This is a genomic window from Zunongwangia sp. L-65, from assembly GCF_056859415.1.
On the sequence record NZ_JBSXOK010000049.1, the window covers coordinates 80,290 to 95,073 of the forward strand.

Here is a 14,784-nt window from a genome sequence, read left to right on the forward strand (position 1 = left end):
TAATAAATTGGTGAAAGGCTATCAAATGTGATAGCCTTTTTTATTTTTTCTAAAAAGCCGTTAACATTTTTTTAGCAAAATCATATATAATTCTTATCTTCACTTTATAATTGAAAACGCAAGATGAATATTAAGATCACAGGAACGGGAAGTTATATCCCCAATGTTATTACGAAAAATGCTGATTTTCATCTGCATGAATTCAAAAATCTGGATGGTACCAGGTTTCCGCATTCCAATGAAGAAACCATTAAGAAGTTTAAAGATATTACAGGTATCGAAGAGCGTCGATATTTAGATGATAATTTAAACGCATCAGATATTGCGTTTCTCGCCGCTCAAAAGGCAATTGAAGCATCAGCTATAGACATTGAAACCTTAGATTATATTATAGTAGCTACTAACTATGGGGACGTTAAAAAAGGTGCTATTCAAAGTGACACCGTACCAAGTATGGCTGCCCGTGTAAAATATCACCTACGTATTAAAAATCCAAGATGTGTGGGGTATGATATACTTTTTGGCTGCCCCGGTTGGATTGAAGCAATGATACAAGCCCAGGCATTTATTAAATGCGGGATGGCAAAAAAATGCTTGGTAATAGGAGCTGAATCATTATCGCGTGTAGTAGATAAGCATGATCGTGACAGCATGATCTTTTCTGATGGTGCCGGTGCTGCAATTTTAGAAGCCAGCGAAAATGGTGGTGGTATTTTAGCCCATGAGTCGGCTACTTATTCTTATAATGAAGCTCATTACATCTACTTTGGAAAATCCAATAGCCCACAAGCAGATCCTAATGTGCGTTACATTAAAATGAATGGCCGTAAGATCTATGAATTTGCATTGATAAACGTTCCTAAAGCCATGAAATCCTGTTTAGAGAAAAGTGGTAAAAGTATCAAAGATCTAAAAAAGGTGTTTATCCATCAGGCTAATGAAAAAATGGACGAGGCCATTCTAAAACGTTTTTATAAACTTTTTGGCGAAGAATTTCCTGAAGGCGTGATGCCTATGACCATTCAGGAGTTAGGAAATAGCAGCGTTGCCACCGTCCCAACTTTACTGGATCTGGTCATCAATAAACAAATTGATAAGCAGGAACTAAAAAAGGGAGATATTATTATGTTCGCCAGCGTGGGTGCCGGTATGAATGTGAATGCCATAGTATACGAATATTAATATGTACGAAAACACATATCCCAACAAACGATTTCAAAAAACACTCGAATTTTTAAATAAGCATATAAAAGCACCTTCCAATATCCTGGATTTAGGCGTTAAAAATCCTTTTTCTGAAATTATGCTGAATCAAGGGTATGAGGTAACCAACACTAACGGCGAAGATTTAGATGAACAATTTGAGATGATCAAAAAGAATTTTAAAGTGGTAACAGCATTTGAAATTTTTGAACATCTTTTAAACCCTTATACCATTCTAAAAAATATAGAAGCCGATAAACTGGTTACCAGTGTTCCTTTAAATCTTTGGTTCTCTAAAGCATATCGCAGTAAAACCGATATGCGAGATCGGCATTATCACGAGTTTGAAGACTGGCAATTCGACTGGCTTTTAGAGAAATCTGGCTGGGAAATAAAAGATCGTTTAAAATGGACAAATCCTGTAAATAAAATCGGAATTCGACCAATTTTAAGACAGTTTACCCCGCGTTATTACGCGGTGTACGCAGAACGAAAATAGATTTTTTAATGAGTTTTGAGCTTGAAAGACATTACAAAAACATTCATGCCAACGGATTAAAATTAGTTAAAAGCGGAAGTTATTTTATAGATAAAAATATTTATAACCCTGAAGATTTGCGTCGGGGAATTACACTGCTTGCACGTCCCGATAAAAAAGTCTCCTCACAAATTCATACTATTCTTCAGGAAATCACAGGCATCGAACCTCTTCAGTATGCATATCCACCAGATGATTTTCACATTACGATTATGTCGATCATTTCCTGCTATTCTGGCTTCCACCTGGATAAAATTAATACTCAGGATTATATTTCAGTAATTAGAAAAAGTCTATCTACTATCCATAACTTCAGAATACATTTAAAAGGAATTTCCCTTAATCCTAGCGGAATTTTAGTAAACGGTTATCCCAAAGATGATACTCTGGAGATACTTCGTAATTCCCTTAGAGAACATTTTAAACAAACAGACTTAACTCAAAGTTTAGATAAACGCTATACCATCAAAACCGCGCATAGCACAATCTTAAGATTTCAAAATAGATTACAATATCCTGATGAATTGATTGAATTTATAGAAAAGCACCGGGACACCGAATTTGGCACTTTTCACGTTAAAAATATCGCATTAGTATTTAACGACTGGTATCAAAAAACCGAAAATACCAAATTGCTTAAAACTTTCATTCTATAAATATCCCTCACAAAATTCATAAAATGAAAATTATCAAGCCTCTCTATATTTTTTTACTTTTCAGTCAGCTTTGCGTTGGCCAATCCCGGGCAAAAAAAATCGATTCTATTAGCCAGATCATCCATAGTAAAAATCCAGAAGTTGCTATAAGCATTGGATTTATAGATCATGGCAAAGAATATTTTTTTAATTATGGGACGCTTAGTAAAACTAGCTCTAAAAAAGTAAATGAAACTACAATTTACGAAATTGGCTCGATCACAAAACTATTAACTGCCAATCTAATCGCACAGGCTCAATTAGAAGGAAGGTTAGCTATTGATGACCCCATAGGCAACTATTTTCCCTCTAAATATAAGCTGCCTAAAAATATACTAGAGACCATTAAAATTTCAGATCTCGGTTCCCATCAGTCGGGCTTACCGGATTTTGATTTTCAAAAACTTATGAAAAGTAATCCAAAACAGCCATTAGCGATTACAGATAGAATACTACATGACATCTTAAATGATAGCACCTCACTAATAGATTATGGAAATTACCGTTATTCCAATATCAGTTACACTATATTGGGGCTGATCTTAGAAAAAGTTTATAACAAAGATTTTGACCAAATTCTACAAGAAAAAATAGTAAAGCCGGCCAAACTAAAAAACACGCTTACCAAACTGTATCACGTAGAAAATAGAGTAACAGGCTATGATATAGAAGAGAAAAAACAAGATTATTTTATCTGGAACCATTTAACGGCGCCGGCAGGACTTCTAAAATCAAACACCAAAGATATGGTGAAATTTATAAAAGTTTTAATAAGCGGTAAGAATCAAATTGCTGCGGCAACGAAACTTACCGAACGAACTTTCTATAAAAATACGAGAAGGGAAATAGGTTTAGGCCAGGAAATGGCACGAGATAATGAGGACTTATTTTTCTATAAAACCGGCGATACATTTGCATGCTCTTCCATCCTAACTTATGATAAAAAATTTGAATGGGGAATGGTTATTTTAGTGAATCAGCATAACTCAGATTTAATACGGGATTTAATTAATACCAATTATGAAGCTGTTTTAAAACCAAATTAAATGTATAGAAAATTGTAAGTTTACATATAAAAAGATTTTTTGAGAATTTATATCGTCATCCCAGCACATAACGAGGCAGATTTTATTAGTTTAACCCTTCAGTCGTTGGTAAAACAAAGTTTTTTGCCTTCAAAAATTGTAGTGGTAAACGACCAAAGTACTGATAGTACCCCAAACATTGTCCAGAAATTTATCGAAGATCATCCTTTTATTCATCTAAAAAATACAACTTCGTCTGAAGCACACCAACCGGGAAGTAAGGTGATTAATGCTTTTAATACCGGTTTAGCCGAGCTGGACGAAAATTATGATTTGATCTGTAAGTTTGATGCCGACCTGATCTTCCCTGAAAACTACCTTAAAACCATCGTCGAAATCTTCAAAAAAGACCCAAAAATCGGCATGGCTGCAGGACATTGCACGATTAAAAAAAACGGAGAATGGATCATCGAAAACCTAACCGACAAAGATCATATTAGAGGTGCTTTAAAAGCTTATAGAAAAGGTTGCTTTAAAGAGATTGGCGGATTAAAAGCTGCAATGGGTTGGGATACTGTAGATGAACTTTTGGCTCAGTTTCATGGATGGACAATTGAAACTACCGAAAAATTACACGTAAAACATCTAAAACCTACAGGAGCAAACTACAACACCAAAGCTTCCCGCTACAAACAGGGAAAAGCTTTTTATCGTTTAGGATATGGGCTTTTAATTACAACAATTGCTTCAGCCAAATTAGCAACCTTAAAAAATGATCTTAGTTTATTCCCGGCCTATTTAAAAGGCTATTTCCAGGCCAAAAAAACTAATGAAACTTTATTGGTTTCCAAAGAAGAAGCAAAATTTATTAGAGCTTTACGATGGAAAAAAATGAAAGCTAAAGTTTTTAAATAATACATTAAAAAAGCCCCTGAAATTAATGAATTTCAGGGGCTTTTTCACTAGTTAATCAAGATTAAAGGTTCCTTTAGACTCCGATTGTTCATTAATTATTCCGAATCTTTATCCAGCATTATTGCTAACGGGTTACCACTGGTTGCATTAGGATATTCTATCCCTAGTAATGCGGCCATTGTAGGAGCAACATCTACTATTTCTGAACGCTCGTAAGTTTCCCCATGTGGTACTCGTGCTCCAAAAAATAATAAGGGGGTATGGGTATCATAGTTAAAAACACTACCATGAGTGGAACCTCGACCGTAACCACTACCAGGATGCTCTACAATCATAATATCTCCGCTTCGCTTCTGGTTAAATCCGTTTTGTACCAAATAGCCTATTCCGTTAGAAAAATTGTTAGACTGCAGTTCTGTACGTGTATATACCTTATACACTCCGGGTTGCTGAATTAAAAAATGTTCGATCTTGGTTTCTACATCCGCAGGGTTTAAATCCTTAGTAGCCATATAATCATAATCAAGAAAAATTTGATCGTTCGAAACATTTTTTATGAGTCCTTCTCCAAACTGCTTCGTAGCAAAATCTGTAAAATCCTTTTTTAATTTTCCATAGTCTAAATTTCCTGTTGGAATCTTAACAGAATTCAAGTAACCACCAACGTGACCACCAGCATGATCTGCCGTTAAGAAAATTGTATACTTACCTTCACCTACATTTTTATCTAAATAAGTTAAAAGATCTGATATATTCTTATCTAACCTCAAATATGTATCCTCTACTTCTTTAGAATTCACACCAAAGTTATGTCCAACTTTATCGGTACTGGAGAAACTAAGAGCTAGAATATCGGTATCTTCATCTTGCCCTAATTCTTCAGCTTCGATAGCGGCAAGGGCAAAATCTAAAGTAATATCATCACCATAAGGTGTTTGTGGGATAATACTATAATTTCCATTTTCTTTACTCAGTTTTTTAAGATCGTAAGGGAAAGTAGCTTTTTCTTTTCCGCGAAAACCACCTTCAAAAGTGTTTTCATCTATACCGCTTTCTACATAGGTTTCAATATCCAGCAGCGTATTCCATTCCTTTAAATAAGAAGCTGCTTTACCGGATGAATTGAATTTTTGCACCCATTTTGGTAACTCGTCCATATAATAAGTACTGCTAATAAACTTTCCATCACCACCACCAGAAAACCAGTAGGCAGCATTTGCCGTATGTCCAGCCGGTAATATAGCGCCACGATCTTTAATGGAAACACCAATGGTTTTTCCTCTAAATTGGGTATGTAACCTATTTTGATCACTTAAAGTTGTGGCTTGCATGCGATGTGGCGACATTTTACCTGCATTAGTTTTAGTACCTAATGATGCTACATCATCGTCCTGTGCACAATATACCATCTCCCCGGTAAACTTATCAAACCAGTCATTACCTATAATCCCATGATTCATGGGACTGGTACCTGTCCAAACCGAGGTATGTCCGGGACCGGTATAAGTTGGCGCATAATTGTAATGGTTATTCTTAAAATTGAATCCGTTATTAATGATTCTTTTAAAACCACCTTCTTCATACTTGTCCCAAAATTTATTCAGGTAATCGTAGCGCATTTGATCGACTACAATTCCCACCACAAGTTTGGGCTTATTTGCATTATTTTGAGGGGTTTGTGCTTTGGATGAAAAAGCAAATAGCAGCATAAACGCCGCTGAAAATATCCGTTTCATAGTAAATTATTTGAAGAATACCTCAAAAGTAATAAACTTAGCACGTTAAAGTTTAATTCTACGTTAAATACTTTCGAAGTAAAATTTAGTATTTTAGCTTTACAAAAATTGTTGAATGACCTATCTCCACTCCATCGGTGAATATTTTTTGATGCTAAAAGGCGTCTTTGGCAGGATGACCAAGCGATCGGTTTTAAAGGATCTTATTTTTAAGGAAATAGATGAGCTTATTATCGGGTCATTAGGGATTGTATGCTTTTTGTCCTTTTTTATCGGGGCTGTTGTAGCTATACAAACCGCACTAAACCTTAACAATCCTCTTATTCCCAAGAGTCTGGTGGCATTTGCAGCCAGACAATCGGTAATATTGGAGTTTTCCCCTACCTTTATTTCCATAATTATGGCGGGAAAAGTGGGCTCATTTATAACATCCAGTATTGGTTCTATGAGGGTTACTGAACAAATCGATGCACTTGAAGTAATGGGTATCAACTCTAAAAACTATCTTATTTTCCCTAAAATTATAGCGATGCTTACTTATCCGTTTGTAATTGCAATCTCTATGTTTTTAGGCATTTTAGGGGCTTATGTAGCTGCCGTATTAGGTGGATTTGTAAAACCTGATGATTTTGTAAGCGGTCTTCAGGATGATTTTGTGACTTTTCATCTTATTTACGCATTTATAAAAACCTTTTTATTTGCTTTTATTCTGGCTACAGTACCTGCTTATCATGGATATTACATGAAAGGTGGAGCCTTAGAGGTTGGCCAGGCCAGTACCACTGCTTTTGTATGGACTAGCGTGGTTTTAATTATTACGAATTACGCTACTACTCAATTATTACTTAGTTAATTATGATAGAGGTAAAAAATTTACGTAAGGCATTTAACGGTGAAGAAGTTTTAAAAGGGCTAAACTTTGTTTTTGACCGCGGAAAAACAAACCTTATTATTGGCCAATCCGGATCTGGAAAAAGTGTTTTCCTGAAAAATATGCTTGGGATTTTCACGCCAGAGGAAGGAACTATAGAATATGACGGAAAGCCTTATAGTGAGTTTACCGATGAAGAACGACGGGAACTTAGAAAAGAAATAGGAATGGTTTTTCAGGGAGGTGCGTTATTCGATTCGATGACGGTAAAGGAAAACGTGATGTTTCCTTTAAAAATGTTCACTAAAATGAAGAAAGCAGAAATGGAAGAACGGGTGGATAACGTTTTGGAACGAGTGAATCTGGTTGGCGCCGATGATAAAATGCCCTCAGAAATCAGTGGAGGAATGCAAAAACGGGTTTCTATTGCACGTGCTATTGTTAACCGCCCCAAATATCTTTTTTGTGATGAACCTAATTCTGGATTAGATCCCACTACCGCAACAGTAATCGACAATCTAATACAGAAAATCACTCACGAATTTGATATCACGACGATTATTATTACCCACGATATGAACTCGGTCTTAGAAATTGGTGAAAAAATAGCTTTTCTAAAAGATGGCCTTTTAGCCTGGACAGGCACAAAAGACGAAATCTTTAAAACCGAAGATAAAACGGTGACGGATTTTGTATATTCATCAGATCTTTTTAAGAAAGTAAGAAAGGCACAATTAAAAGGTTATTAATTAAGTGACTGTACGGTTAGCGTATCTAATTGCAAACGTACGTTTAACCATTTTTCAAACTTCTGCCTGTTGGCTTCTTTTTCTCGCGAAGACACATTGTTTTTCCAGGTTATCGAGAATGTAGGGATGGTATCAGTACTTTTAAAATCCGTAATAATTTGATTTGAATACCCAAGATTTTCGATCTCTTCATAATTTGCCTGAGCTTCTTTACTAAGTCCGTTAAAATCAAAAAGAGAAGTTCTATAACTATTAATCCGATCTTCTAAAAGTTTGATTCGCGAATCTTTATCCTCTATAACCTCTCGATTTTTAAGATAAAGATCTTCCAGGATACCACTTCGTACCTGTGTAGAGAGTTCGTCTAAATTCCCGCCATCTTCAGCACTTTGATGCACAATCAATTTTGATTCTTTTAAGGCTTCAATTTCGATAAGCTTTGAGCGCCAGGTGGCAATCGTTGCTTCAGGCACACGTTTTCCTATCAAATAAATATTAATGGTTTTCTCATCAAAATCGGCTTCCTGCTTTAAAACTTCAGCACCCAGATATCGAACATCGTTAGATACAAAATCTTTGGCTTTAGTCTCAAAAAGAGTTTTATTAAGCAGGTTAATAAAAAGGATAATACTTGGAATCATTACAATGACTGCCACCGCAGATGCTACCTGAGCAGTTCTTCTCCTGCTTTTACTGTTCGCATAGCGCACCAGGGGAAATCCCAGTAATTTAGTCACTGCAAAAGTAGACAACGCTATAAAAACTGCATTAATCGAAAACAAATAAAATGCACCACCTGCATTTTGCCATTGTGAATTGGCCAAACCAAAACCAACGGTACAAAGTGGAGGCATTAAGGCCGTAGCGATTGCAACTCCCATAATTACACTGGCAATAGTTCCTTTTTTCGACTTTCCTACGATAAGGGCCAGACCACCAAAAATAGCTACTAATACGTCCAGTATTGTTGGATATGTCCGTGCCTCTAACTCGGGTGTAATTTCAGTAACCGGAGAAATTTTAAAATATATAAAAGCGGTGAGCACGCTTAAAACTACCATTATACCCAGGTTCTTAATGGATTTTCTAAGCGTATCTACATCATTAATAGCTACAGACATTCCCACACCTACAATCGGCCCCATTAGTGGAGAAATAAGCATGGCTCCAATTACCACAGCGGTACTACTCACATTTAGACCAATAGAAGCCACAAAAATTGAAAAAATAAGAATCCATGCATTATGACCTTTAAAAGAGATATCCTTTCTTACAGCTTCTAACGTAGATTCCCGATCACTATCGGTTCTAATATCCAAAAGGTCATTTATAAAAATCTTCGTACTCTGCAAAAATCCTTTGGCCTGCACGCGGTACTCTTCATTTTTTTCTAAATTGTCATTTTCTTTTTCCATAGCTTCAGAAAAATATAAAATATCAAGCTTTAAGAAGTTCTACTTCAGCATTAGGTTGAAATAAATAAATCTTCCCGGTGCTAACTTCAAGACATTCGTATCGCTTAATTCTTTTTGGTCCTTTTTTAAAAATTTTTCCGTTATAAATTCGAAATAAAGCCCCTGAGGGCACTTCAAAAATATAATTTTTATCGTTAGGCTGGTCGAAACTTTTTAAAGCTATAGAAAGTCTCGCGTCGGTATCACTGCTTGCGGTAGGATTTCTAAAATGGCTGGCTATAATTGGCAATAATTTGGGCGGAAAAATTTCTGGCCGAATAAATGGCAACATTAAATTCCGAAAAGTCAGCTTCCATTCTTGCCCATGAGGCTTTATCCTTCTACCATATTTTTCAAAAGCCAGCAAATGAGCGATTTCGTGCACCAGGGTGATCAAGAATCGATATTTATTAAGGTTTGCATTAACGGTAATTTGCTGTGTCCCATCTGGCATTCTACGATAATCCCCATGTCTTGTACGTCTTTCGTCTACTACTTTAAGGTGCACATTATTATCTTTAATGAGCATAAAAGCGGGCTCTACTGCATGGCTTGGCAAATATCTGGATAACACCTGATTCATTTTAAAGTCTTACGGGGTGCTATTAGAAACCTGAAGTAATTTACCGTTATAGAATTTACTTCCTGTAATACTAAAATCTTTAATGTATGTAGCCATTTCTCGCGCAGAAAGCGGCGCCTCCAATCCCGGGAATGCAGCGGCTAACATTTCGGTTTGGACAGCTCCTAAGGCCAAAACATTAAAAACAGGCCCATTTTCTTTATATTCTTCAGCAAGCAATTCAGTTAATGTAATAATGGCTGCTTTACTTGAAGAATACGCTGATAAACCGGCAAATTTTAAACTTCCCTGAACGCCCCCCATACTACTTATACTCACAATATGAGATTTAGCAGTCATAAAAGGAAGTAATTGCTGAGTCAAACCTATCAACCCAAAGACATTGATCTCATAAATTGCTCTAAACTCCTCTAAAGTGGTTTTCTGAAAGGGTTTATTTAAAAATGCCCCGGCATTATGGATAAGAATATCCACTTTACCGCCCCATTCTTTTTGCACAAAATCTGAAGCTTTTTTTAAATCAGACTCATTTCCCAAATCAAAAGAAAAGCTATTTACATTGTCCAATTTTAGCTTAGCTACGGGCTCTTTATTTCTGGAAAGTGCCAATACGTTAAAATCCTCTTCAGCAAAAAGCTTTACCAATTCAAAACCAATTCCCCGACTTGTGCCGGTAATAACAACATTCTTCATTTCTAATTCATTTTTATCTCTTTCTCTGGAGTATTCAGGATTTGGTGAATTCCGGGAATAATTGCTTTCACTACATTCGCCATGTGTTCGGGATTCATTTCTGAAACTTCATCTTTTACATGATGGTAGTATGGATAATTTGTGAAATCGAATGTACAAATAGTTTGCGCCGGAACATTAAATTCTGCATAAAACGGATAGTTATCACTTCTTTTAAATAAGTTCATTTGTTTGGCTCCTTCAAAGAAGCCTAAAGTGTTTTTTCCTGTATACTCATTAAATTTCTCGGCTAGATTTGTTTCTTCAAAGCCTGTTACATAAGCAAGATAATCTTTATCGGTCATTGGCACCCCTATCATTTCCAAATTGATCATGGTGTAAATATCGATACCTTCTTCTTTAAGTCTTTTTGCGCTATGGTAAGATCCTTTTAAGCCCATTTCTTCTCCGCTAAAAAGGATAAATAAAATACTACGCTTATTATCTTTAATATCGGCAAAATACTTAGCCAGTTCTACAACGGCGGTTGTTCCAGCTGCATTGTCATTCGCTCCGTTTGCAATGGTGTCTCCATCAACCTCTTTACCAACACCAATATGATCATAATGAGCCCCAATAACAACAAATTCGTCTTTAAGTTCAGGATCATTGCCTTCCAGATATCCAACAATATTAAAGGCGTCTACATCACCAATCTTAAAAGAATCACGATAGGTATCATAATAAGGTTTCACCCCATTTTCCTCGAAAATTGTAGTGATAAAATCGGCCGCTTTATCAATACCTTCCGTACCGGTTTTACGTCCCATTAAATCATCAGAAGCCAGGTATTCCAGATTCGTTTTCATTTCGTCTGCAGAAATATGTATCGCTGCGCTTTCCTGTGCATTACAAGAAAGTAATCCGGCTAAACCTAAGGCCAGAATTCCTAAATTTTTAAGTGGTTTTCTCATAAAAGCTAAAATAAAAAAATCCCGCGAGTAAACGCGGGATTCTATAATATTCTAAAATCACCAGCTTGTTAAGCAAGCATAGTAACTGGATTCTCAATATAAGTTTTAAGATCCTTTAAGAAAGCAGCACCTGTGGCACCATCTACCGTTCTATGATCACAAGCCAAGGTAAGCTTCATGGTATGACCAACAACGATCTCTCCGTTTTTCACTACAGGTTTCTCTACAATTGTTCCTACCGAAAGAATTGCTGAGTTAGGCTGATTGATAATACTTGTAAACTCAGTAATACCAAACATTCCTAAGTTAGAAACCGTAAAGGTACTTCCTTCCATTTCTTTTGGCTGAAGCTTCTTGTTACGCGCTTTACCGGCAAGATCTTTTACATTTCCGCCAATCTGCGTCATCGACATTTGATCTGCGAATTTAAGAACAGGAACAACAAGACCATCTTCTACGGCTACGGCAACACCCATATGAATATGTTTGGCTATTTTCATAGCATCTCCAGTCCATTGGCTATTTACCTGTGGGTGCTTACGAAGTGCCATTGCACTTGCTTTAATCACCATATCGTTAAATGAAACTTTCACATCTGGCATCTCGTTAATTTGCTTTCTGGATGCCATTGCATTTTCCATATCTACCTCTATAGTAAGATAGTAATGAGGAGCACTAAATTTAGATTCTCCAAGACGTTTTGCAATCGTCTTTCTCATTTGAGAATTCTTAATTTCTTCAAAACTTTCTTCACCAGCAGGCACATAAGGAGCAGCTACTGATGTTTCTGCTTCTTTCTTAGTTTCTTTTGGAGCAGGAGCCTCAGAAGGTTTGTAAGATTCGATATCTTTTTTAACGATTCTTCCATTTTCTCCGGAACCTTCTACTTTAGAAAGATCAATCCCTTTATCCTCGGCCATTTTCTTAGCTAATGGAGAAGCAAATATTCTACCACCTTCCGACGACGAATCTGAAGAAGTTGTAGTCGTTTCTTCCTTTTTCTCTTCTTTAGCTTCAGACTTTTCTTCTTTTTTAGGTGCAGCTTTTTTGCCAGTAGAATCACCAGTCACATTAGACACATCAGTCCCCTCAGGGCCAATAATTGCCAAAAGACTATCTACGGGAGCAGTTTCTCCCTCAGGAATGCCAATTTTAAGCAAAGTACCTTCGTAGAAAGATTCGAATTCCATTGTTGCTTTATCGGTCTCGATTTCCGCAAGAATATCCCCTTCAGATACTTTATCGCCTTCTTTTTTCAACCAGGAAGCAACAGTTCCTTCTTCCATCGTGTCACTAAGGCGCGGCATTTTAACGATCTCTACACCTTCTGGGATTTCACCAGCTTCAGATGTACTGTCATCATCTTCAGTTTCTTCTTCGGCTGCTGATTCTTCTTTAGCTTCTTCAGTAGAACCACCTTCACCATTTAACAATCCAGAGATATCTTCACCTTCTTCACCAATAATCGCTAAAAGCGTATCTACCGGAGCAGTTTCTCCTTCTTCAATCCCTATATGCAATAGTGTTCCTTCATAGAAGGATTCAAATTCCATCGTTGCCTTATCGGTTTCGATCTCCGCAAGGATATCTCCTTCAGCAACTTTGTCGCCTTTTTGTTTTAACCATTTTGCCACAACACCTTCTTCCATGGTGTCGCTTAATCGCGGCATATTAATTACTTCTGCCATAATTATTATAGTTTATGTGGTAAGAATGGGTAATCTTCCTGTTCGTAAACCACATCGTACATTACGTTCTTTTCTGGGAAAGCCGATTCTTCTGCGAATTGCTCACATTCTTTAACTTTATCCTTAACGCGCTTGTCGATTTTTTTAATATCATCCTCGGTTGCATATTTATTATCGATAATGATGCTTCTCACTTTGGTGATTGGATCTATCTTTTGATATTCTGCAACTTCGTCTTTAGTTCTGTAATGTTGAGCATCACTCATAGAGTGTCCTCTATAGCGATAGGTTTTTAACTCTAAGAAAGTAGGACCTTCCCCTTTTCGGGCACGGGTTATTGCTTCATCTAAAGCTTCAGCAACTTTCTCTGGATCCATAGCATCTACAGGTGCACATGGCATTTCGTAACCATTACCTAATTTCCAGATATCTGTACTTTTAGCAGTTCTGGCTACAGAAGTTCCCATGGCATAACCATTATTTTCAACACAGAAAACTACGGGGAGATTCCAATTTACGGCCATCGTTAAGGTTTCGTGTAATGACCCCTGACGCGTAGCTCCATCACCCATAAAAGTTAAGGTAACCGCATCTCTTTTAAAATATTTATCTGCAAAGGCAAGTCCGGCTCCTAAAGGAATTTGTCCCCCAACAATACCATGACCACCATAAAAACGATGTTCTTTAGAGAAAATGTGCATCGATCCTCCAAGACCTTGAGAAGTCCCAGTACCCTTACCGTAAAGCTCTGCCATTACTCTCTTGGGATCTACTCCCAATCCTATTGGCTGAACGTGATTACGATAAGCGGTAATCATACGATCTTTTTCAGTATCCATCGCATGTAAAGCACCTGCCAGGATAGCCTCTTGCCCATTATACAAATGTAAAAAACCTCTTACTTTTTGCTGAATATAAACTTGCGCAAGTTTATCTTCAAACTTACGCCAAAACAGCATATCCTCATACCACTTTAAATATGTGGCTTTTGTTATTTTCTTCATTTAATTAAAAATTTTTATGGCTTTACAGATAGATTACGCCAAGCGAATAACAAAAATACTATTTATAATAAGAATGTAAAACTGTTTTACTGCAAAAATCTAATAAACTAAAGATTAAATTTATCGAATATAAAAGGCAATAACTCCTTTATCGATTTCGCCCGGTATACCTTCCCTTTTTCTCCCATAAAATAAATAGGAATCCCTTTCTCCTGATTTACTTCATATTCTGAAATAGCCTGACGACAAGCTCCGCAAGGAGGTATTGGAGAAGTAATTTCTTTATGCAAGGATTTTGCAGAAATCGCTATCGCTTTTATCAACATTTGTGGATATTTTGCCCCAGCATAATAAATAGCTGTACGTTCTGCACATAATCCTGAAGGATAAGAAGCATTTTCCTGATTACTACCAATAACAACTTCATTGTTATCCATCAAAAGAGCTGCGCCAACTTTAAAAGAGGAATAAGGTGCATAGGCATGATCCCTGGCTTGGATAGCCTGTTTCATTACCTTCTGAATTTCCTGCGGTAGTTGCGATTGGTCTTCAAAAACATCTAATTCTGCTGAAAACTTTATTTTTTCCATAACACTAATTTCGGGGGAACAAATTAAACAAAAAAAGCACCAATATCATCTTACTGGTGCTTTTACTAGATTTTCTCTATTATTTTA

The 14,784-nt window shown here is 36.6% G+C and carries 15 protein-coding genes; 7 read left to right on the plus strand and 8 right to left on the minus strand.

The window, feature by feature from the left end; all coding sequences use genetic code 11:
* The first annotated feature begins 123 nt into the window (after positions 1-123).
* The 5 genes from AC13DP_RS06595 to AC13DP_RS06615 are packed head-to-tail and all read left to right on the plus strand — an operon-like array spanning position 124 to position 4,376.
* Entirely contained in the window at positions 124-1,182 is a 1,059-nt protein-coding gene (locus AC13DP_RS06595; RefSeq protein WP_013073301.1) for a 3-oxoacyl-ACP synthase III family protein, read from the plus strand.
* A 1-nt stretch (position 1,183) separates the two neighbouring features.
* Positions 1,184-1,702 (plus strand): methyltransferase, encoded by a 519-nt coding sequence (locus AC13DP_RS06600; protein ID WP_228252366.1) that lies wholly within the window; start codon positions 1,184-1,186, stop codon positions 1,700-1,702.
* An 8-nt stretch (positions 1,703-1,710) separates the two neighbouring features.
* Positions 1,711-2,397, plus strand: coding sequence for a 2'-5' RNA ligase family protein (locus AC13DP_RS06605; protein WP_347407008.1), 687 nt, complete (start codon positions 1,711-1,713; stop codon positions 2,395-2,397).
* Between the two features lie 23 nt (positions 2,398-2,420).
* Positions 2,421-3,482, plus strand: coding sequence for a serine hydrolase domain-containing protein (locus tag AC13DP_RS06610; RefSeq protein ID WP_347407009.1), 1,062 nt, complete (start codon positions 2,421-2,423; stop codon positions 3,480-3,482).
* A 39-nt stretch (positions 3,483-3,521) separates the two neighbouring features.
* Positions 3,522-4,376 (plus strand): glycosyltransferase family 2 protein, encoded by an 855-nt coding sequence (locus tag AC13DP_RS06615; protein ID WP_347407010.1) that lies wholly within the window; start codon positions 3,522-3,524, stop codon positions 4,374-4,376.
* Positions 4,377-4,471: 95 nt separating this feature from the next.
* Here AC13DP_RS06615 and pafA read toward each other — a convergent pair whose 3' ends face one another.
* The gene (gene pafA, locus AC13DP_RS06620) at positions 4,472-6,112 is read right to left on the minus strand and encodes an alkaline phosphatase PafA (RefSeq protein WP_041579101.1); all 1,641 of its coding nucleotides are present in this window, start codon (positions 6,110-6,112) and stop codon (positions 4,472-4,474) included.
* A gap of 115 nt (positions 6,113-6,227) precedes the next feature.
* Between pafA and AC13DP_RS06625 the strand changes: the two genes are divergently transcribed.
* Both AC13DP_RS06625 and AC13DP_RS06630 read left to right on the plus strand, forming a co-directional pair.
* Positions 6,228-6,965 (plus strand): MlaE family ABC transporter permease, encoded by a 738-nt coding sequence (locus AC13DP_RS06625; RefSeq protein ID WP_041579103.1) that lies wholly within the window; start codon positions 6,228-6,230, stop codon positions 6,963-6,965.
* 2 nt (positions 6,966-6,967) lie between these two features.
* Positions 6,968-7,732: an ABC transporter ATP-binding protein gene (locus tag AC13DP_RS06630; RefSeq protein ID WP_228252349.1), complete on the plus strand. Its 765-nt coding sequence runs from the start codon at positions 6,968-6,970 to the stop codon at positions 7,730-7,732.
* Here AC13DP_RS06630 and AC13DP_RS06635 read toward each other — a convergent pair.
* From AC13DP_RS06635 to cdd, 7 genes are all read right to left on the minus strand, one after another.
* Positions 7,729-9,147 carry a DUF389 domain-containing protein gene (locus AC13DP_RS06635; RefSeq protein ID WP_228252348.1) on the minus strand — a complete coding sequence of 473 codons (1,419 nt, stop codon included), beginning with the start codon at positions 9,145-9,147 and terminating at the stop codon, positions 7,729-7,731. The genes AC13DP_RS06630 and AC13DP_RS06635 overlap by 4 nt on opposite strands.
* A 22-nt stretch (positions 9,148-9,169) precedes the next feature.
* On the minus strand, positions 9,170-9,769 hold the full coding sequence (locus AC13DP_RS06640; RefSeq protein WP_347407011.1) for a SprT-like domain-containing protein: 600 nt from the start codon (positions 9,767-9,769) through the stop codon (positions 9,170-9,172).
* Positions 9,770-9,778: 9 nt separating this feature from the next.
* Positions 9,779-10,462 (minus strand): SDR family NAD(P)-dependent oxidoreductase, encoded by a 684-nt coding sequence (locus tag AC13DP_RS06645; RefSeq protein WP_272958177.1) that lies wholly within the window; start codon positions 10,460-10,462, stop codon positions 9,779-9,781.
* 2 nt (positions 10,463-10,464) lie between these two features.
* The gene (locus AC13DP_RS06650; protein WP_347407012.1) at positions 10,465-11,415 is read right to left on the minus strand and encodes a M28 family metallopeptidase; all 951 of its coding nucleotides are present in this window, start codon (positions 11,413-11,415) and stop codon (positions 10,465-10,467) included.
* Positions 11,416-11,483: 68 nt separating this feature from the next.
* Positions 11,484-13,103, minus strand: a complete 1,620-nt coding sequence (locus tag AC13DP_RS06655) for a pyruvate dehydrogenase complex dihydrolipoamide acetyltransferase (protein ID WP_347407013.1) — start codon at positions 13,101-13,103, stop codon at positions 11,484-11,486.
* Between the two features lie 5 nt (positions 13,104-13,108).
* Positions 13,109-14,107: a pyruvate dehydrogenase (acetyl-transferring) E1 component subunit alpha gene (pdhA, locus tag AC13DP_RS06660; protein ID WP_013073314.1), complete on the minus strand. Its 999-nt coding sequence runs from the start codon at positions 14,105-14,107 to the stop codon at positions 13,109-13,111.
* 107 nt (positions 14,108-14,214) lie between these two features.
* Complete coding sequence (gene cdd, locus AC13DP_RS06665; protein WP_013073315.1) at positions 14,215-14,697, minus strand: cytidine deaminase; 483 nt, start codon at positions 14,695-14,697, stop codon at positions 14,215-14,217.
* Positions 14,698-14,784 lie beyond the last annotated feature (87 nt).